General features: G+C 75.0%; 14 protein-coding genes. 5 read left to right on the top strand and 9 right to left on the bottom strand.

The features are described from left to right. The first annotated feature begins 117 nt into the window (after positions 1 to 117). Together KSE_RS19880 and KSE_RS19875 are read left to right on the top strand one after the other, a co-directional pair. Positions 118 to 1308, top strand: a complete 1191-nt coding sequence (locus KSE_RS19880) for a hypothetical protein (RefSeq protein WP_041293900.1) — start codon at positions 118 to 120, stop codon at positions 1306 to 1308. 219 nt (positions 1309 to 1527) lie between these two features. Continuing rightward, positions 1528 to 2595 carry a ParB-like protein gene (locus KSE_RS19875; RefSeq protein ID WP_033257666.1) on the top strand — a complete coding sequence of 356 codons (1068 nt, stop codon included), beginning with the start codon at positions 1528 to 1530 and terminating at the stop codon, positions 2593 to 2595. Between the two features lie 93 nt (positions 2596 to 2688). On the opposite strand, the gene KSE_RS19870 is transcribed toward KSE_RS19875, so the two are convergent. Then, entirely contained in the window at positions 2689 to 3537 is an 849-nt protein-coding gene (locus KSE_RS19870; protein WP_033257667.1) for a LamG domain-containing protein, read from the bottom strand. A 264-nt stretch (positions 3538 to 3801) separates the two neighbouring features. Here KSE_RS19870 and KSE_RS19865 point away from each other — a divergent pair, with 264 nt between their 5' ends. The 3 genes from KSE_RS19865 to KSE_RS19855 all read left to right on the top strand — a co-directional run bounded on the left by KSE_RS19865 (position 3802) and on the right by KSE_RS19855 (position 6231). Further along, positions 3802 to 4275, top strand: a complete 474-nt coding sequence (locus KSE_RS19865; RefSeq protein WP_051055286.1) for a hypothetical protein — start codon at positions 3802 to 3804, stop codon at positions 4273 to 4275. A 98-nt stretch (positions 4276 to 4373) separates the two neighbouring features. After that, the gene (locus KSE_RS19860) at positions 4374 to 5342 is read left to right on the top strand and encodes a hypothetical protein (RefSeq protein ID WP_014137125.1); all 969 of its coding nucleotides are present in this window, start codon (positions 4374 to 4376) and stop codon (positions 5340 to 5342) included. Positions 5343 to 5415: 73 nt separating this feature from the next. After that, on the top strand, positions 5416 to 6231 hold the full coding sequence (locus KSE_RS19855) for an HAD family hydrolase (RefSeq protein WP_014137124.1): 816 nt from the start codon (positions 5416 to 5418) through the stop codon (positions 6229 to 6231). On the opposite strand, the gene KSE_RS19850 is transcribed toward KSE_RS19855, so the two are convergent. The 8 genes from KSE_RS19850 to KSE_RS42905 form a co-directional block, all read right to left on the bottom strand. Beyond that, the gene (locus KSE_RS19850) at positions 6209 to 7090 is read right to left on the bottom strand and encodes a DUF72 domain-containing protein (protein ID WP_014137123.1); all 882 of its coding nucleotides are present in this window, start codon (positions 7088 to 7090) and stop codon (positions 6209 to 6211) included. The two genes, KSE_RS19855 and KSE_RS19850, sit on opposite strands and share 23 nt — an antisense overlap. Positions 7091 to 7182: 92 nt before the next feature. Next, positions 7183 to 8967 (bottom strand): sensor histidine kinase, encoded by a 1785-nt coding sequence (locus KSE_RS19845; RefSeq protein WP_014137122.1) that lies wholly within the window; start codon positions 8965 to 8967, stop codon positions 7183 to 7185. A 92-nt stretch (positions 8968 to 9059) separates the two neighbouring features. Beyond that, positions 9060 to 12539, bottom strand: a complete 3480-nt coding sequence (gene cydD, locus KSE_RS19840; protein WP_014137121.1) for a thiol reductant ABC exporter subunit CydD — start codon at positions 12537 to 12539, stop codon at positions 9060 to 9062. A 17-nt stretch (positions 12540 to 12556) separates the two neighbouring features. Beyond that, positions 12557 to 13561: a cytochrome d ubiquinol oxidase subunit II gene (gene cydB, locus KSE_RS19835; protein ID WP_014137120.1), complete on the bottom strand. Its 1005-nt coding sequence runs from the start codon at positions 13559 to 13561 to the stop codon at positions 12557 to 12559. 11 nt (positions 13562 to 13572) lie between these two features. Continuing rightward, on the bottom strand, positions 13573 to 15114 hold the full coding sequence (locus tag KSE_RS19830; protein ID WP_014137119.1) for a cytochrome ubiquinol oxidase subunit I: 1542 nt from the start codon (positions 15112 to 15114) through the stop codon (positions 13573 to 13575). A 262-nt stretch (positions 15115 to 15376) separates the two neighbouring features. Further along, a complete protein-coding gene (locus KSE_RS19825) occupies positions 15377 to 16843 on the bottom strand; it encodes a sensor histidine kinase (RefSeq protein ID WP_014137118.1) in 1467 nt (488 codons plus the stop codon). Between the two features lies 1 nt (position 16844). After that, a complete protein-coding gene (locus KSE_RS19820; RefSeq protein ID WP_231873188.1) occupies positions 16845 to 17606 on the bottom strand; it encodes a response regulator transcription factor in 762 nt (253 codons plus the stop codon). A gap of 177 nt (positions 17607 to 17783) precedes the next feature. Then, entirely contained in the window at positions 17784 to 18377 is a 594-nt protein-coding gene (locus tag KSE_RS42905; protein ID WP_014137116.1) for a DUF5666 domain-containing protein, read from the bottom strand. Positions 18378 to 18388 lie beyond the last annotated feature (11 nt).

Here is an 18388-nt window from a genome sequence, read left to right as displayed (position 1 = left end):
AACCCGTCCTGCCGGCGCCGACGTCGGCGCCGGCCCTGCGCGTGAGCCGCCGGCGGGGGAGGTTCCGGCAAGGCCGAGGGGTGGTGGCCGTGTGCCCGCTAGCGTGGTGCCGTGGACATGGATACGCGCTTGCTCGCCGATCTCGTCGAACGCTCGGCCGAGTTGAAGGGTGAGCTGGTCGCCTTCGGGCAGAGTGCGCGCTTCGACCGGTGGCTGACGCCGCTGCTGCTGGAGGCGGCCGGCCCGGGGCGGGAGTTGGACGAGACCGAGGCGATCCGGATCATCGACCGCTTCCTGCTGCGGTACCGCCTGCCGGACGGTTCGACCGTGGTGGACCGGTTCGTCACCGGACGGCGGGACTTGACCGAGGCCGAACGGGAGCTGCTGCTCGGCTGGCGTGACCCGGTCGAGGGAATCTTCGAGGTCCGACGCAAGGACGAGGATGCCGTAGTCCTGCTGAACCTGCTGGACGACCTGGAGTACCGCACGTACTCGAACGTCGGGCGGGCCGCCTTTCGCGGGGTCTCCAAGGGAGGATTCCTGCTCACCTGCCTGGTGCCCCTCCTCCCCGCCGGCGGGGCGTGGCTGGTCTCCGGGGCCATGGAGCACTACCCCAGGGCGTACGCCGCCGAGATCGCCGAGGCCGCGCTGCGGTTGGCGGTCAGCGAGCCCCGGCTGGTCTTCCGCAATCCCGAGAAGGTCGAGCAGGGCTGGCAGCAGATGCGGGAGGACCGGGCCGCCTTCGTCGAGTTCTGCGGCGGCGACGAACTCGTCCTGTCCCCCGCCGCGGCCGAGGAGCTGCTCAACGCCTACTACCGGCACCGGTGGGAGGCCGCCCCCGCCGCGCGCCCCGGCCGTGGACGGGGCGGGCGGCTTCCCGGGGGCGGACTTCCCGGGGCGGACTTCCCGGTCTTCGAGCTGCCGCCCGGGCCGGCGGCGGCGAACACCGTCGGCGTCATCTACGACGAGGTCGACGGGCTCAACTTCTACGCCGACTACGGGATGCTGCGGGACCTGTTCGCCGACCCGCACCTGACCGGCCGGCGGAAGCACCAGGACCTGCTGCGCGTGTACCTGCGCGAGGAGTCGATCGCGCCGCTGCCGATCCGCCGCCTGGCCGCCGCCCACCCGGGGACGGCCGACACGGTCTTCCGGAAGCTGCTGCGGCAGCCCGGATTCACCTGGGCCGAGCACGGTGAGGAACTGCTGCGCCGGCGCAAGCCCTGGTACTACGCGGACGAGCCCCGCCCGGGCGTCTCGGTGATCGGCGAGCGCCTCGGCGAGCTCGCCGCGGGCGGCCGGCGGTGAGAGAGCCCGCGGGAGCAGCGCGCGTCCCGACGGCCTCGTCCGGGTGAAACGCCGGCGGGGCCGGTGGCGGCGGTGAGGTCCAGGTGGTCCGGCATTCCGTGCGGCCGGGGTGGCGGATCGTCCGCCCGCGTTCTCCGGGAGTCCACGGCGGCGTCCCCGGGTGTTGGCCGGTCGCTGGGACGCTCACGGCCCGGATCAAGCCATCTCGCAGGGAGTGCCATGCGTCTTCGAGTCCCGTCCGCCGTGCCGCTGTTGGCGGTCGGCGCGGCCCTGGCCACCGTCGCCGCCACCGCCCCGGCCGCGTTCGCCGCGCCGGGTGCGCCGGGTGAGCGCCCGTCGTTCTGCGGGCACGACAACCGCAAGACGCCGTTCGCCGGGTACCTGTGCGCCCAGCCGGGCCAGTTGCTGGACGTCCGGATCGGCGACGTGCACCCGACCCAGCCCGCGCTCGGCTACGACGAGGTGTACTACAAGCTGGGCCGCTACACGCTGGGCAAGGACGCGATCAACAAGAAGTTCAGCGACTGGTGCGAGGCCGACGGCCGGGTCGAGGCGGTCGCCGCGCAGCCGGGCGCGCGGCTGGACGACCCGTCCTCGTTCACCTGCGCGCTGCCGGTGGGCGCCGAGACCGCGAGCAGCACCGCCGCGATGAAGACCGTGGTGATCGGCCCGGGCGGCGAGCCGTTCCTGACCGACGGCCACCACACGCTGACCTCGTTCTACGAGACCCCGGACGGCGGCGCGGACCTGCACGTGCGGCTGCGGGTGCTGGCCAACCTGAGCACGCTGACCCAGAAGGACTTCTGGGCCCGGATGCGGGCCGAGAAGTGGGTCTACCTGAGCGACCCCGAGGGCCGCCCGGTCAAGACCAACAAGCTGCCGACCTCGGTCGGCCTGGCGAACTTCCAGGACGACACCTACCGCAGCCTGCTCTACTTCGGCCGCGACATCGGCTACACCCAGAACTCGGTGCCGTTCCAGGAGTTCTACTGGGGCAGCTGGATCCGCGACGCCGCGCCGGTCGACCTCTCCACCTGGGACCGGAACGACCTGGCGAGCTACCTGGCCGCCGTGAAGAGCACCACCCAGGCGATGACCGCGCTCCCGAAGACCGCCCCGGTCGACAGCGGTTTCACGGCCGGCGACCTGTCCGCGCTGGACCAGTGGAACGCCGGGAAGCCCGCCAACAAGGGCGAGTTCGACAAGCTGAGCAAGCCGTACACCGACGCCAAGCCGGGCAAGCTGGCCTACGCGCTGGAGTACAAGAAGGTCAACAACCTCGGCTGACAGGCTGGTTGACACCGCGACGGCACCCGCCCCCACGCCCTCGGGGACGGGTGCCGTCCGCTGGGCCCACCGAATGGACTCAGCGCTCAGGGCTCAGGGGGCGGCGGACGCCCCGGGGGCCAGGAAGCGCTCGAACGGGGTCGGCGGGCCGGGCTTCGCGTCCTTGAGCGCGCCGACCTGCTCGGCGGTCAGCGCCCGCTTCCAGAGCCGGACGTCGGCGATCGCGCCGTTCCAGGGCTTCACCCACATGCCGCTGGAGCGGATCCGGCCGAACTCCAGCGGGCCGGTGCTGGGGATGATCCGCGGCGCCGGCGAGGTCTGGGCCAGGACGCCGTCGACGTACAGCGCGATGGTGGCGTCCTGCTTGCTGTAGACGCCGGTGAGCAGCGTCCAGCGGCCCGCCACGGTGTCGGCGGCGGAGACCGCGGCGACGCTCCTGCCGACCTCGGCGTCGGTCTGGACCTTGAAGACCCAGCGGTTGCGGACCGTGTCGGTGGCGTCGTCCCGGCCGAGGAAGAAGGACGAGAACGCCGCGGCGTTCTGCGAGACGGCGGCCTTCGGGCCGCTGTCGGTGTCGACCCGGACCAGCGCGGAGACGGTGAAGTCGGCGCCGGTGTCGAGCGCCGCGCCCTCCGCCTCGGCGTAGCCGTCGGCGTTGCCGGTGACCAGCAGGGCCTGGCCGTCGTACCCGCCGGTGGTGCCGAGCGACGCGGTCGGGCCAAGGGTCAGCCTGGGCGTGGCGGCCGACGGCTCGGGCGGCGGCGCGCTGCTCGCGGCCCGCACGCTCGGCCCGCTCGGCCGGTCCGGCCCGTCCGGCCCGCCGCCCGGCAGGACCAGGACCAGCACCAGGGCGCCCGCGCCGAGCACCGCCGCGGCGGCGACGGCCGCGCCGAGCAGCAGCTTCCGCCTGCGGCGGGCCTCCCGCTCCGCGGCGTCGGCCATCGCCTGCCAGTACTCCGTGCTCCCGGAGCCCGGCCCTCCGCCCATGCCTGTGTTCGCCACGTCCCCCGCCCGTCCCCATCGGTCCGTGGCCGGTCCGCGCCCGGCCTGCTCCGTGGACGAAACTCTAGGCGCCCGGGTCGGGTTCGGGGGCCGGAACCGGGACCGGAACCGGAACCGCGGCGGACCCGGACCTGCCCCGGTGCGGCCCGGGCCGGTGGGCCGATCTCGCCCTTTCGCATACCGGGCAGGGGTATGGTGAGCGGAATGGAGCGGACAGCGCGGACCACGGGCCCCGCACCGGCCGGCCGGACGGCCGCCCGGTGGGCGGTGCTGTGCGCCCTGCTGCTCGGACTGTTCCTGATGCACGGCAGCCCGGCGAGCGCCACCGGCTGCCACCCCGCCGCCCCCGTCCCCGCGCCGCACCACGCGCCGGCGGCCGACCCCACGATGGCGGCCGCCCCCGCCCCGCACCACGCGCCGGCGGTCGGCAGCGCCCGGCCCGGGGCCGACCCGGCGAGCGCCACCGTGCCCGTGCGGCACGGGAGTTCGGCGTCCGGCTGCGTCTCCACCCAGGCCCGTGACCGCGCGCCGGTGCCCGCCCCGGGCGCGGCCCTGCCGCCGCACCCGCCGCTGCCGCCGCTCGCCGCCCCCGGCGGGGCCGGGGCCGAGCGGGGCGGGCGGGCCCCGCCGGACGACGGGCGGGACGTCCTGCTCCGGGTCTGCGTCGCCCGCAGGTGAGGGCGCCACCCGGCCGGTTCCGCGCGTCCGCGGCCGGCCGGGCGCCGCGTCCTGTCCGCGACCGCGCACCCGCGCGCGCACCCTGGAGCGAACCCCCGATGACCCGCACCCGTACGACCACCCCCCTGACCACCCCCCTGACCACCTCCCACCGGACCCGCCGCGCCCTGCTCGCCGCCGCCGCGGCCGGCGTGCTCGCCCTGACCCTGGCCGCCTGCGGCAGCGGCGGCATGGGCGGCATGGACCACGGCACCGCCCCGACCACCCCCGCCCCCGCGTCCGCGTCCGCCACCGGCCACGACATGGCCGCGATGGGCGGCATGGAGGGCATGGACCACGGCACCGCCCCGGCCGGTGCCGCCGGGGCCGACGGCCTGGCCGCCGAGCGCGGCGGCTACCGGCTGGACGGCGCGCTGGCCGGCTCCGAGTACCGGTTCACCGTGACCGGGCCGGACGGCCGGGTGCTCACCTCGTACCGGCCCGACACCACCAAGGAGATGCACTTCTACGCGATCCGCGCCGACCTGTCCGGCTTCCAGCACCTGCACCCGGTGCGGGCGGCGGACGGCGGCTGGACCGCCCCGCTGGCCGCGCTGGCCCCCGGCGACTGGCGGATGTACGCCTCGTTCGTGCCGGGCGCGGGCAGCGGCGCGGGCACCGGCCTGGTGCTCAGCCGGACGGTGACGGTGCCGGGGCAGGCCGAGCCGGTGCCGCTGCCCGCGGCGGCCGGCAGCACCACGGCGGACGGCTACACGGTGACCGTCGCGGGCGCACCGAGGGCCGGGACGGCCGGGGAGCTGACCGTCACCGTCAGCAGGGACGGGCAGCCGGTCACCGACCTGCAGCCGTACCTGGAGACGTACGCGCACCTGACCGCCTTCCACGCCGGCGACCGGGCGTTCGCGCACCTGCACCCGGAGGCGAAGGCCGTCGAGGGCGCGGGCGGCGGCCCGACCCTGGCGTTCCACGCCGAGCTGCCGAAGCCGGGTGACTGGAGGCTGTTCCTGCAGTTCCAGACCGGCGGCACGCTGCACACCGCCGCGGTCACCCTGAACGTCGCGGCCTGAGCCCGTCCCCGGGGAACCGGTCCCGTCCGCACGAACGGGACCGGTTCCCCGGGGAGTGCGCGAAGATGGACGGATGACCGCCTCCCCGCGCCCCCGCCTGATCGCCACCGACCTCGACGGCACCCTGCTGTGCTCCGGCGGCACGGTGACCGCCCGGACGGCCGCCGCGCTGGCCGCCGCGGAGGCCGCCGGGGTGCAGGTGGTGTTCGTCACCGGGCGGCCGCCGCGCTGGATGCGGCACCTCGGCCCGCACATCGGCGGCCACGGCGTGGCGATCTGCTCCAACGGCGGCGCGGTGGTCGACGTCCGGCGCGGCGAACTGCTGGAGACCTGTCCGCTCGACCCGGCCGGCGCGCTCGCCGTGGTGGAGCTGCTGCGGGCCGAACTGCCGGGCACCGCCTTCGCGTTCGAGTTCCCCGGCGGCTTCGCCCGGGAGCCGGAGTACAACGTGGCGATGTGGGAGTCCGACAAGGAGCACGCGGTCGGCCCGGCGGCCGAGCTGCTCGCCGCCGGGCTGGTGGACGGCCTGTTCAAGGTGCTCGGCAAGCACCCGGACCTCTCCCCCGACGCCTTCCTGGACCGGGCCAGGGCGGTGGTCGGCCCGCGCGCCGAGGTCACCCGCTCCAGCCCGATCCCGCTGATCGAGATCAGCGCCCCCGGCGTCACCAAGGCCAGCAGCCTGGCCCGCTGGTGCGCCCAGCAGGGCATCGGCCCGGCCGAGGTGGTGGCCTTCGGCGACATGCCCAACGACCTGGAGATGCTGGCCTGGGCCGGCCAGTCCTACGCCGTCGCCAACGCCCACCCGCTGGTGCTGGCCGCGGTCGCCCGGCACACCGTCAGCAACGAGCAGGACGGCGTCGCCGCGGTCATCGAGACCCTGCTGGGCTGACCACCGTCCCCAGCGGAGCCAGCAGGCCGGCCATCGTCTCGGCGGCCCGGACGGCGGCGTCGCCGCAGCAGTTGTTGAACAGGACGTGCGTCTCCCGGGCCCGGTCGGCCAGCGCCCGGATCCGCTCCACCCAGGGGGCGAGCTCGGCCGGCGCGTAGTCGTGCCGGTAGCGGTCCTCCTTGGAGCCGGTGCCCCAGGCCGGGCTGCGGCCGTGGAAGCGGACCACCGCGAGGTCCCGGGAGGTGACCTCGGCGACCGGCGGGACGGAGCCGGGCAGGCCCTGCGCGGTGTCCACCGCCACCGCGGCCGCGTCCAGCCCGGCCAGCAGGGCGCGGGTGGCGTCGGCCTGCTCCGGCCGCCACCAGCCGGGGTGGCGGAACTCCACCGCCAGCGGCCACCCGGCGGTGCGCTCCCGGCAGGCCCGCAGCACCGCCCGGGCCGGGGCGCCCGGGGCCAGCCCGGGCGGGAACTGGAAGAGCAGGGTGCCGAGCCGTCCGGCCGCGCGCAGCGGTTCGAGCGCGCCGCTGAACCGGGCCCACACCTCGTCCAGCAGCCCCGGGTCGTCCCGCCGGACCGGGCGCAGGTCGGCGGGCAGCGCGGCGGCCCGGGTGGGGTGGCCGGTGAGCAGCGAGAACGCCTTGACGTCGAAGCGGAAGCCGGCGGGGGTGCGCTCGGCCCACAGGGCGCTGTTGCGGGTGCTGGGCAGCGCGTAGTAGGTGGCGTCGACCTCGACCAGCGGGAACCTCGTCGCGTAGTGGCGCAGCCTGCCCTCGGCGTCCCGCCGCCCCGGCGGGTACCAGCCGCCGGCGACGAGTGCGCGGTCCGTCCAGGAGCAGGCGCCGACCCTGATCTCTCCCATGCGCCGCGCCTTCCCGGTCCGGACGGATCGATGCCCGCCGGCCCGGACGGATCGATGCCCGCAGGCCCGGGCTCGGAGCCGGGCGGTCCCGGTCAGAGCCGGGCGGTCCAGCGGACCCGGGTGCCCCGGTCGCCCGGTCCGGGCTCGTGCCAGGCGTCGCCGCCGAGCGCCTCGGCCCGGCGGGTGAGGTTGCGCAGGCCGGAGCGGCGGCCGCCGGGCGGGATGCCGACGCCGTCGTCGGTGACGGTGAGCAGCACGCCGGGCGGGCCGGTGCGGGAGGGCGAGAGCGGGCGGCCCTCCGGACCGAGGTGGACGGTGGCGTCCAGCTCGACGGCGACCCGGGAGGCGCGCGCGTGCCGGGCCGTGTTGGAGAGCATCTCCCGTAGCGCGGCCAGCAGTTGGCGGGAGGTCTTCTCGCCGACCAGGCTCTCCACCGGGCCGGTGAAGGTGATGGTGGGCTTGAACCCGAGCGCGGCGGCGGCCTGGCTGCCCTCGCGCAGCACCCGGGTGCGCAGGGTGTCCGGCTGGTCGTCGGTGTCGCCGTGCTGGAGGGCGTAGATGGTGGTGCGGACCTCCTGGATGGTGGCGTCCAGCTCGTCGACGGCCTGGCCGATCCGCTCCTGCACCTCGGGGACGGCGGCCCGGCGGGCGGCCGACTCCAGCATCATGCCGGTGGCGAACAGCCGCTGGATGACCAGGTCGTGCAGGTCGCGGGCGATCCGGTCGCGGTCCTGGAAGACCGCCAGCCGCTGCTGGTTGCGCTGGTACTCGGCCAGCCGGAGGGCGAGCGCCGCCTGCGCGGCGAAGGTCTGCGAGAGCTGCCGCTCGGTCTCGGTGAACGGCGCCGTCCCGGCCCGCCGCCACACGCACAGCGCGCCCAGCACCCGGCCAGCGGAGACCATCGGAACCGCCATCGCCGGGCCGAACTCCCTTGCCAGCCGGTCGAACTGGGCGTCGGACGAGGTCTCCGGGGCGGTCGCCAGGTCGTCCAGGTAGACCGCCTCGCCGGCCAGCACCCGGGGGGCGAAGCCGTGCTCGGGCAGCAGTTCGCCGGTCAGGTGCCCGGCCTGCTCGCCGGAGGCGTGCGCGACCCGCATCCGGTCCTCGCCGGCCGGCAGCAGGATCATCCCGAGGGCGCCGTCGGCGAGTTCGCGGACCTGCTCGGCGGCGACGGTGAGCGCGATCTGCGCCTCGTCGGTGGAGAGCAGCGCGGTGGTCACGGCGGCCGCGCCGGTGATCCAGCGCTCGCGGCGGCGGCCCTGCTCGTACAGCCGGGAGTTCTCGATCGCCACGCCCGCCGCCGCGCCGAGCGCCAGCACCACCTGCTCGTCCTCGGGCGTGAACGCGCCGCCGCCCTTCTTGCCGGTCAGGTAGAGGTTGCCGAACACCTCGCCGCGGACCCGGATCGGCACCCCGAGGAAGGACACCATCGGCGGGTGGTGCGGCGGGAAGCCGACCGAGCGCGGGTCGGTGGACAGGTCGGTGAGCCGCAGCGGGCGCGGGTCGTCGATCAGCGCGCCCAGGATGCCGCGGCCGGTCGGCAGGTGGCCGATCTCGGCGGCGGTCGCGTCGTCGATGCCGATGTGGATGAAGTCCGACAGGCCGCTGCCGTTCGGGTTCACCACGCCCATCGCGGCGTAGTCGGCGTCGACCAGCTCGGCCGCGCCGGCCGCGATCCGCTGCAGCGTGGCGTGCGGGTCCAGGCCCGCGCCGACCGACACCACCGCCTCCAGCAGGCGCTGCATCCGGTCGGTCACCGCGGCGGCCGACTGCAGCCGCTCGGAGACCTCGGTGACCAGGGTGTCGAGCCCGAGCGAGGAGATCTCGGGGATGCGCGGCCGTTCGCCCTCGGCGTCCGGCTGGTCCGGCGTCTGCATGTCACCAGTGTGCACGTCTGTCATGGTTTGCCCCATTCCCCGTGGCGTCCTGTCCCGACCGACCCGATCAGGCCGCGACCCGACCGACCCGGTCAGACCGCGACCCGCTCGCCCGCGGCCACCCGCTCGCCCGCCCGCTCCCGTTCGACCAGTTCCGCCAGCCGCCCGCCCGGCCGCCCCGCCAGCTCGGACCAGCGGCCGCGCTCGACCACCCGGCCGGCGTCCAGCACCAGCACCTCGTCGACCGCGTCGTCGTCCAGCCCGGCCAGCCGGTGGGTGATCAGCAGCGTGGTGCGGCCCGCGGTGGCGGCGAGCAGGTCGGCGGTCAGCGCGTCGGCGGTCGGGACGTCCAGGTGCTCGGCGGGCTCGTCCAGCACCAGCACCGGGAAGTCCGCGAGCAGGGCCCGGGCCAGTGCGAGGCGCTGGCGCTGGCCGCCGGAGAGCCGGGCGCCGTGCTCGCCGACCATGGTGTCGAGGCCGGCGGGCAGGCCGTCGACCCACTCCAGCAGCCGGGCCCGGTCGAGGGCCGCCCGGAGCGCGGCCTCGTCGGCGTCCGGCCGGGCGAGGCGCAGGTTCTCCCGCACCGAGCTGTCGAAGACGTGCGCGTCCTGGGCGCACAGCCCGACCACCCGGCGGACGTCCTCGCCCGCCAGCTCCCGGGTGTCGGTGCCGTCCGCCAGCCGGACCGCCCCGGCGGCGGGCTCGACGAACCGCAGCAGCGCCTGCGCCAGCGTGCTCTTGCCCGAGCCGGACGCGCCGACCACCGCGATCCGCCGCCCGGCGGCCAGCTCCAGGTCGACGCCGCGCAGCGCGTCCCGTCCGGCGCCCGGCCAGCGCACCGTCAGGCCGTCGACGGTGATCGGCAGCGCGGCGGCCGGCAGCGGCTTCGGCGCGTCCGGCTCGCGGACCGGCAGCGGGGCCGCCAGCACCTGCTCCAGCCGTTCCCGGGCGGCCCGGGCCCGCTCCCGGTACCGGACGGCGAGCGGCATCCCGGCCACCGCCTCGAACGCCGCCAGCGGGGTCAGCACCACCACCGCCAGGCACACTCCCGGCAGCGCCCCCGACGCCACCCCGCGCACCCCGACCGCCGCCGCCGCGACCACCGTCAGGCCGGACACCAGCGCCACCAGCCCGGCCGAGAGGCCGCCCGCGGCGGCCGAGCGGGCCGCCAGCCGGGTCAGCGCGCCGTCCGCGGCGGCCGCCGCGCCGAGCCGGGCCGGCAGCGCGCCCGCGACGGTCAGCTCGGCCGTGCCGGTCAGGGTGTCGACCACCGCGGTGGCCAGTTCGCCCCGGGCGGGCGCGTGCCGGCGCTCGGTCCGGCCGGAGATCCGGCGCTCCAGCGCCGGGACGCCCGCGCCCGCCAGCAGCAGGCCGAGCGCCAGCAGCAGGCCGGCCGCCGGCAGGAAGAGGGCCAGCGCCGCGGCCGCGCCCAGCGAGACCGTCGCGGCGACGGCGGCGGGCAGCCGCCAGCGCAGGTGGAAGTCCTGCACCGCGTCGACGTCCGCGACCAGCCGGGAGAGCAGGTCGCCGCGCCGGAACTGCGGCAGCCCGGCCGGGGCGAGGCGCTCCAGCCGCCGGTAGACGGCCGTCCGCACCCCGCCGAGCGCCTTCAGCACCGCGTCGTGCGCGACCAGCCGCTCCGCGTACCGGAAGACGCTCCGGCCGATCCCGAAGGCCCGCACCGAGGTCACCGCGACCATCAGGTACAGCACCGGCGGCATCTGCGAGGCCCGCGAGATCAGCCAGCCGGAGGTGCCCATCAGCGCGACGGCGCAGCCCAGCGCGAGGGCGCCGAGCAGGACGGCGAGCCGGAACCGGGGGACGCGCTGCCGGACGGCCCGCTCGGGGAGCGGCTCCTCTTCGGGCCGGGGCAGCGGGACGGTGCCTTCCGCTTCGCGCGGTTCCGGGCGCTCCTGGTGGTGCGTCCGCTCGCGCGCCCGCGGCGGAGCCGCCGGGCCGGGCAGGTGGACGTGGTGGTCGGCGAGGGCGGTGAGGGCCGGGCGGTGGGTGATCAGCAGGACGGTGCGGTCGAGGGCGCGCAGGGTGTCGAGGAGGGCGGCCTCGGTGACGGGGTCGAGGTGGGCGGTGGGTTCGTCGAGGATCAGCACGGGGCGGTCGGCGAGCAGGGCGCGGGCCAGCGCGAGGCGCTGGCGCTGGCCGGCCGAGAGGCCGTGGCCGTTCTCGGCGAGCCGGGTGTCGGGGGTGGTGAAGTCGGCGTGCGCGGCGGCGAGGGCGGCGGCGAGTTCGGCGTCGGTGGCGTCGGGGCGGGCGAGCCGGACGTTCTCGGCGACCGTCCCGGCGAACAGGTGCGGGTGCTGCGGGAGCCAGGCGATCCGGGCGTGCCAGCTCGCCGGGTCGGTGTCGGCGAGGTCCTGCCCGTCGATCAGGATCCGGCCGCCGTCGGGGCGGACGAAGCCGAGCAGGGCGTCGACCAGGGTGGTCTTGCCGGCGCCGCTGGGGCCGGTGAGGACGGTGGTGCGCCCGGCGGGGACCTCCAGCGAGACGCCGGCCAGGGTGTCGCCGGGGCGGCCGGGGCGGCGGACGGTGAGGTCCTCGACCCGGATGCCGGTGCCGGCCGGCGCGGGCCGGGTGCCGGCGGCCGGCAGCGGGGTCTCCAGCACCTCGAAGATCCTCCCGGCGGCGGCCAGGCCCTCGGCGCTGGAGTGGTAGAGCGCGCCGACCTGGCGGATCGGCAGGTAGACCTCGGGGGCGAGGACGAGCACCAGCAGGCCGGTCTCCAGGTCGAGGGTGCCGCGCACCAGCCGGAAGCCGATCGAGACGGCGACCAGGGCGACCGACAGGGTGGAGAGCAGTTCCAGCGCGAAGGAGGAGACGAAGGCGAGCCGCAGGGTGCGCAGGGTGGCCCGCCGGTAGTCCTCGGTGATCCGGCCGATCGCGGCGGCCTGGGCGCGGGCCCGGCCGAAGACCTTGAGGGTGGGCAGGCCGGCGACCACGTCGAGGAAGTGGTGGGAGAGCCGGGAGAGTCCGGCGAACTGGCGGTCGGTGCGGGCCTGGGTGGCGTACCCGATCAGGATCATGAACAGCGGGATCAGCGGCAGCGTGACGCAGACGATCGCGGCGGACTCCCAGTCCGCGCCGAGGATCCGGAGCAGCACGACCACCGGGACGACCACGGCGAGGGCGAGCTGCGGCAGGTAGCGGGCGAAGTAGTCGTCGAGGGCGTCGACGCCGCGGGTGGCGAGGGTGGCGAGGTCGCCGGTGCGGCGGCCGGTGAGGTAGCCGGGGCCGAGCGCGGTGGCGCGGTCGAGCAGCCGGCGGCGCAGCGCGGACTTCACGGTGGCGACCGAGCGGTGCGCGGTCAGTTCGGTCAGCCAGGCGACCAGCGCCCGGCCGAGGGTGACCGCGGCCAGGCCGAGCAGCTGCCCCCAGAGCGTGGAGCGGCCGTCCTGGAAGGCGCCGACCACCAACGAGGCGATCAGCGCGGCCTGCGCCACCAGCAGGAGCGCGCCCGCCCCGCCGAGCACGACGGTGCCGGCGAGGAAGGCGCGGGTGGTGCGGGCGTGCGCCAGCAGCCGGGGGTCGATCGGACGCGTCCGCTGCCGGCGTTCCATCGGGTTCTGCTCCTGGGTCAGTGGTGGGCGGCGGGGATGTGCTGGACGCCGATCCGGCGCCGGAAGACCCAGTAGGTCCAGCTCTGGTAGAGCAGCACCAGCGGGGTGAAGACCGCCGCGACGACGGTCATCACCTTGAGGGTGTAGCCGGAGGACGCGGCGTTGGAGACGGTCAGCGACCAGTCGGGGTTCAGCGTCGAGGGCATCACGTCGGGGAACAGCGACAGGAAGAGCATCCCGACGGCGGCCACCACGGTCAGGCCGCTGAGCGCGAACGCCCAGCCCTCGCGGGCCAGCCGGTTGGCGCCGAGCGCGCCGAGCAGGGCGAGGACGGCGACCACCAGGGCGGCCAGGCTCCAGCCGTTGCCGGAGTGCGCCTGCGTCCAGACCAGGAAGACCAGGGCGAGCACGGCGGTGGCCAGGCCGAGGCCGGTGGCCTGGGCGCGGGCCCGGACCCGGATCTCGCCGGCGGTCTTGAGCGAGGCGAACACCGCGCCGTGGAAGGTGAACAGCACCAGGGTGGTGAGGCCGCCGAGCAGCGCGTACGGGTTGAGCAGGTCCCAGAGCGTGCCGACGTAGTTCTTGTCCCGGTCGATGTCGACGCCGTGCACGATGTTGGCGAAGGCGACGCCCCACAGGAAGGCGGGCAGCAGCGAGGTCCAGAAGATCGCCAGCTCCCAGTTGCGCTGCCAGCGCTCGCCGTCGCGCTGGTGCCGGTACTCGAAGGAGACGCCGCGGACGATCAGGCAGACCAGGATCAGCAGCAGCGGGATGAAGAAGCCGCTGAACAGGGTGGCGTACCAGTCGGGGAAGGCCGCGAAGGTGGCGCCGCCGGCGGTCAGCAGCCACACCTCGTTGCCGTCCCAGACCGGGCCGATGGTGTTGATCAGGACGCGGCGCTCGGCGGTGTTCCGGGCCAGCGTCCGGGTCAGGATGCCGACGCCGAAGTCGAAGCCCTCCAGGAAGAAGTAGCCGATCCACAGGACGGCGATCAGGATGAACCAGAGGTCGTGCAGGTGCATGTGATCCGTCCTCAGTACGCGAAGGCGAGGGGCTGGTCGGCGTCCTCGTCGTCGGAGGGACCGCGCAGGGTCGGGTCCTTCGCGGGCGGCCGCTCGGACGTGTCGGGGCCGGCCGCGGCGTACTTGGCGAGCAGCCTGACCTCGATCACGGCGAGGATCGCGTAGAGCGCGGTCAGCGTGGCCAGGCCGACCACCTGGGTGCCGACGGTGACGTTGGGGGAGACCGCGTCGCGGGTGCGCATCAGGCCGAAGACCACCCAGGGCTGGCGGCCCATCTCGGTGAAGATCCAGCCGAAGCTGTTGGCGAGCAGCGGGAAGCCCATGGTGAGGATGCCGATCCGCCAGCTCCACCGGGTGAGGAAGACGTTCATCTCGCGCTTCTTCGTGAGCATCAGCTTCGGCGGCTCGTCCTCGCCGGTGCGGTGCTCGGGGGCGAGCCAGAACGTCCGGCGGGTGGTCCACAGGCCGATCAGCGCGGCGACGAAGGACGTCATGCCGAAGCCGATCATCAGCCGGAAGCCCCAGTAGGTGACGAAGATGTTCGGGATGTAGTCCTCGGGCTGCCCGCCGTACTTGGCGGCCTCGGCGGCGGCGGTGTCGTTGATGCCGGGCACCGAGGAGGAGAAGTCGTTGTGGGCGAGGAAGGACAGTATCCCGGGGATCTCCAGCTCGACCGAGTTGTGGCCCTGGGTGACGTCGCCGATCGCGAACACCGAGAACGGGGCGGGCGCCTGGGTGTCCCAGAGCGCCTCGGCGGCGGCCATCTTCATCGGCTGCTGCTCGAACATCACCTTGCCGAGGGTGTCGCCGCTGATCGCGGTGCCCAGGCCGGCCACCACGGCGATGGCCAGGCCGACCCGCAGCGAGGTGCGCATCGCGGCGGTCTTCCGCCGGTCGGCCTCCTTGCCGCGCTTGGCCCGCCACAGGTGGTAGCTGGCGATGCCGACCACGAAGGCGGCGCCGGTGAGGAAGGCGGCGGTCAGGGTGTGGAAGACCTGGACGACGGTGGTGTTCTGGGTCAGCACCCGGACGATGTCGGTGAGCTGGGCCTTGCCGGTGGCCGGGTCGATCTTGTACCCGACGGGGTGCTGCATCCAGGAGTTGGCGGCCAGGATGAAGTAGGCGGACAGCGCGGTGCCGATCGCCACCAGCCAGATGCAGGCCAGGTGGACCTTCTTCGGGAGCCGGTCCCAGCCGAAGATCCACAGGCCGATGAAGGTGGACTCGAAGAAGAAGGCGATCAGCGCCTCCATCGCCAGCGGGGCGCCGAACACGTCGCCGACGAAGCGGGAGTAGTCGGACCAGTTCATGCCGAACTGGAACTCCTGGACGATGCCGGTGACCACGCCCATCGCGATGTTGATCAGGAAGAGCCGGCCCCAGAACTTGGTGGCGTGGAAGTACTTCTCCTTGCCCGTGCGGACCCAGGCGGTCTGCAGTCCGGCCACGATCGAGGCCAGGCTGATCGTGAGGGGCACGAACAGGAAGTGGTAGACGGTGGTGATGCCGAACTGCCATCGCGAGATGGTCTCGTGAGCGACTGCTAGGTCCACTGCGCCCTCTCTCGGTTGTGCGCATAACGGGATACAAGGCACATGTAGCACCCAGGCGTGCCATACCCGCCCAAGCTTGTCCGCTTGTGAACGTGAACACGTTCACAAAGGCAGTATCCACGATGCTTATCGGAGTGGACGCGCGGGGGTGGGTGTTTTCGGACAAGCAGATGATCCGCTCCCCGTTCGGCCCTTCACAAGCAGCGGCCGGGCCGTCCCGCTGTACCGAACGGCGCTTGACGCCGACCCCGCTGACGGGACGTCAGCGCTGGTGGGGCAGCGAGAGTCGGAAGGCCGCGCCGTCGCCCGGCGCGGTGCGCAGGGTCAGCTCGCCGCCGTGCGCCGAGACCAGGGCGCTGGCGATCGCCAGGCCGAGCCCCGATCCCCCGGACTGGCCGGCCCGGCGGCTGCGCGAGGCGTCCGCCCGGTAGAAGCGCTCGAACACCAGGGCGGCCTGCTCCTCGGTCAGCCCCGGCCCCCGGTCGGCGACCTCCAGCAGGCAGCCGCCGTCGGAGCGGCCCACGCCGATCCGCACCGCGGTGCCGGGCGGGGTGTGCTTGACCGCGTTGCCGACCAGGTTGGTCACCACCTGGCGCAGCCGGGCCTCGTCGCCCAGCACCGGGGCGGGCTGCGGGGCGCCCAGGCCGTTCGGGCCGGTCAGCGCGACCGGGCGGCCGGGGTCGAGCGCGGTCAGGTCGTGCAGCGCGTCGGCGGCCAGCGTGCGCAGGTCCATCGGGGCCAGGTCGAGCGGGCGCTCCTCGTCGATCCGGGCCAGCATCAGCAGGTCCTCGACCAGCGCGCCGAGCCGGACCGCCTCCGACTCGATCCGGTCCATCGCCCGGTCGACGTCCCGCAGCGCGCCCATCCGGTGCAGCTCGGCGAAGCCGCGGATGCCCGCCAGCGGGGTGCGCAGCTCGTGCGAGGCGTCGGCGACGAAGCGCCGCATCCGCTCCTCGGAGGCGGCCCGGGCGGCGAACGCGGTCTCGATGTGGGTGAGCATCCCGTTCAGCGCGGCGGACAGCCGGCCCGCCTCGGTGCGGGCGGGCAGCTCCGGCATCCGGTACGACAGGTCGCCGTCGGCGATCCGCTGGGCGCCCGCCTCCAGCTGGCGCAGCGGCCGCAGCCCGGCCCGGACCGCGAACGCGCCCAGCACGGCCAGGCCGGCCAGCACCGCGGCGCCGATGCTCAGGAAGGTGGTGCGCAGGTGCGAGATGGTCGACTGGACCTCCGCCAGCGGCACCGCGACCTGCACGTACTTCGGCCCGGCCGGGTCGGCCGCGGCGGCGGACCGCTGCAGCGGCAGCACCATCGAGCGCCACTCGCTGGAGCGCGGCCCGGAGGCGGTGAACGGGTCGGCCAGCCGCTCGGTCAGCCCCTTGCGGTCCAGCGCGGGCAGCTGCGGCGGCGGGTCGGACTCGCTCAGCGGCTGCCGGATCACCGACTGCACCGCGCCGTCCTCGCCCAGGTAGCGCACCACGTACTCGCTGGGCAGGCTCTGCCCGGTCCGGCGGACCCCGCCCTGGGCGCTGCTGAACACCGAGCCGCCGGTCTGCTTGGACGGCGCCCGGCGGGAGAGCGGCTCGGCGAACCGGTCGAGCTGCTCGTCGACCCGGTCCACCAGTTGGCCGCGGACGGTGCCCAGCACCAGGGTGTCGCTCACCACCAGGCCGGTGGTGACCAGCAGCAGCGCCAGCACCAGCAGCCGCACCCGGAGCGAGAAGCGGGCCATCTCAGCCGTTCGGCGGGCGGCGCAGCGCGTAGCCGATGCCGCGCACCGTGTGGATCAGCTTGGGGCCGTGGCCCGGCCCGGAGTCGAGCTTGCGGCGCAGGTAGGAGATGTACGACTCGACGATGGAGAGGTCGCCGCCGAAGTCGTAGGCCCACACGTGGTCGAGGATCTGCGCCTTGGAGACCACCCGGCCGACGTTGGCCATCAGGTAGTGCAGCAGCTTGAACTCGGTGGGGGAGAGCGAGACCGGGACGCCGCCGCGGGTGACCTCGTGCGCGGCCGGGTCCAGGGTGAGGTCGGCGACCACCAGGCGGCCGTCGTCGGCCGGGCCGCCGGCCCGGCGCAGGATCGCCCGGATCCGGGCGATCAGCTCCTCCAGGCTGAACGGCTTGGTGACGTAGTCGTCGGCGCCGACCGCCAGGCCCTGCACCTTGTCGCCGGTGCCGTCCTTGGCGGTCAGGAACAGCACCGGGACGTGCTCGGGGCTCTGCGGCCACTGGGTCTGGTCGCGCAGCCGGCGCACCACGGTGAAGCCGTCCAGGTCGGGCAGCATCACGTCCAGCACCACCAGGTCGGGGCGCTCGGCGGCGACCGCGTCCAGCGCCTCCTGGCCGGTCGCGGCGGAGGCCACCCGGAAACCGGAGAAGCGCAGGCTGGCGGAGAGCAGCTCGCGGATGTTCGGTTCGTCGTCGACCACCAGCAGGAAGGGCTCGCCCCCGGCCTGGACCGTCGGGACCGGGTTCGACTGCACTGCGCCTGACACGATTGCTCCGCCTCCCGGCCGGACGAATGGGCCACCCCGGACACCACGGGGTCTGTCCGCGGCGTCCGCCGGACCCGTCCGGCCGAACACCGTCAGACAGACCCTAGCCCGGTCAGGCTACGCAAAGCGGATGAAGATTGGATTAGTCATCCGCTCGTGCCCGAACCGGTACCGGAATCAGCGGTTCCCGCTACCGCCGGTGGTGCCGGTCCCACCGCCGCGGTTGCCGCCGAAGCCGCCCGCCGCGCCGCCCTCGGTGAGCTGGGTGGCGCTGTAGGAGCCGTCCGCGGCCTTGCTGCCCAGCACCGTGACGGTCTGGCCGGGCTGCAGGTCGCCGACCTTGCCCTCCTTGGTGGTGGTGACCTTGGTGGAGTCCTGGGTGGTGACCTTGACGGTGTTGCCGTTGGCGTCGGTCAGGTAGACGGTGTCGCCCTCCACCGACTTCACGGTGCCCCGGGTGAAGCCGCCCGCCGCGCCGCCGCCACCGCCGTTGCCGCCGCCGGGGAACTGGCCGCCGCCGTTGCCGCCGCCGTAGCCGCCGCGGCCGGTGCCGGGGGCGCGGTCGGATCCGGCGCCCGCCCGGGTGCCGCTCCCGGTGCTGCCGCTGTCCTTCTGGTACCAGGCGCCGCCGGCGAAGGAGAGCACGGCGATGACGCAGCCGGCCAGCGCCAGGGTGGGCCAGGGGAGCTTGCGGCGCGGGGGCGCGGCCAGCTCGGCGGTGATGTCGCGGGCGTCCGGCGCGGTGGCCAGCAGCTCCTGGTCGTCTGACATGGGGCGTTCCT

The organism is Kitasatospora setae KM-6054 (assembly GCF_000269985.1).
Taxonomy (GTDB): domain Bacteria; phylum Actinomycetota; class Actinomycetes; order Streptomycetales; family Streptomycetaceae; genus Kitasatospora; species Kitasatospora setae.
This window is presented reverse-complemented; position numbering and strand designations above follow the sequence as displayed.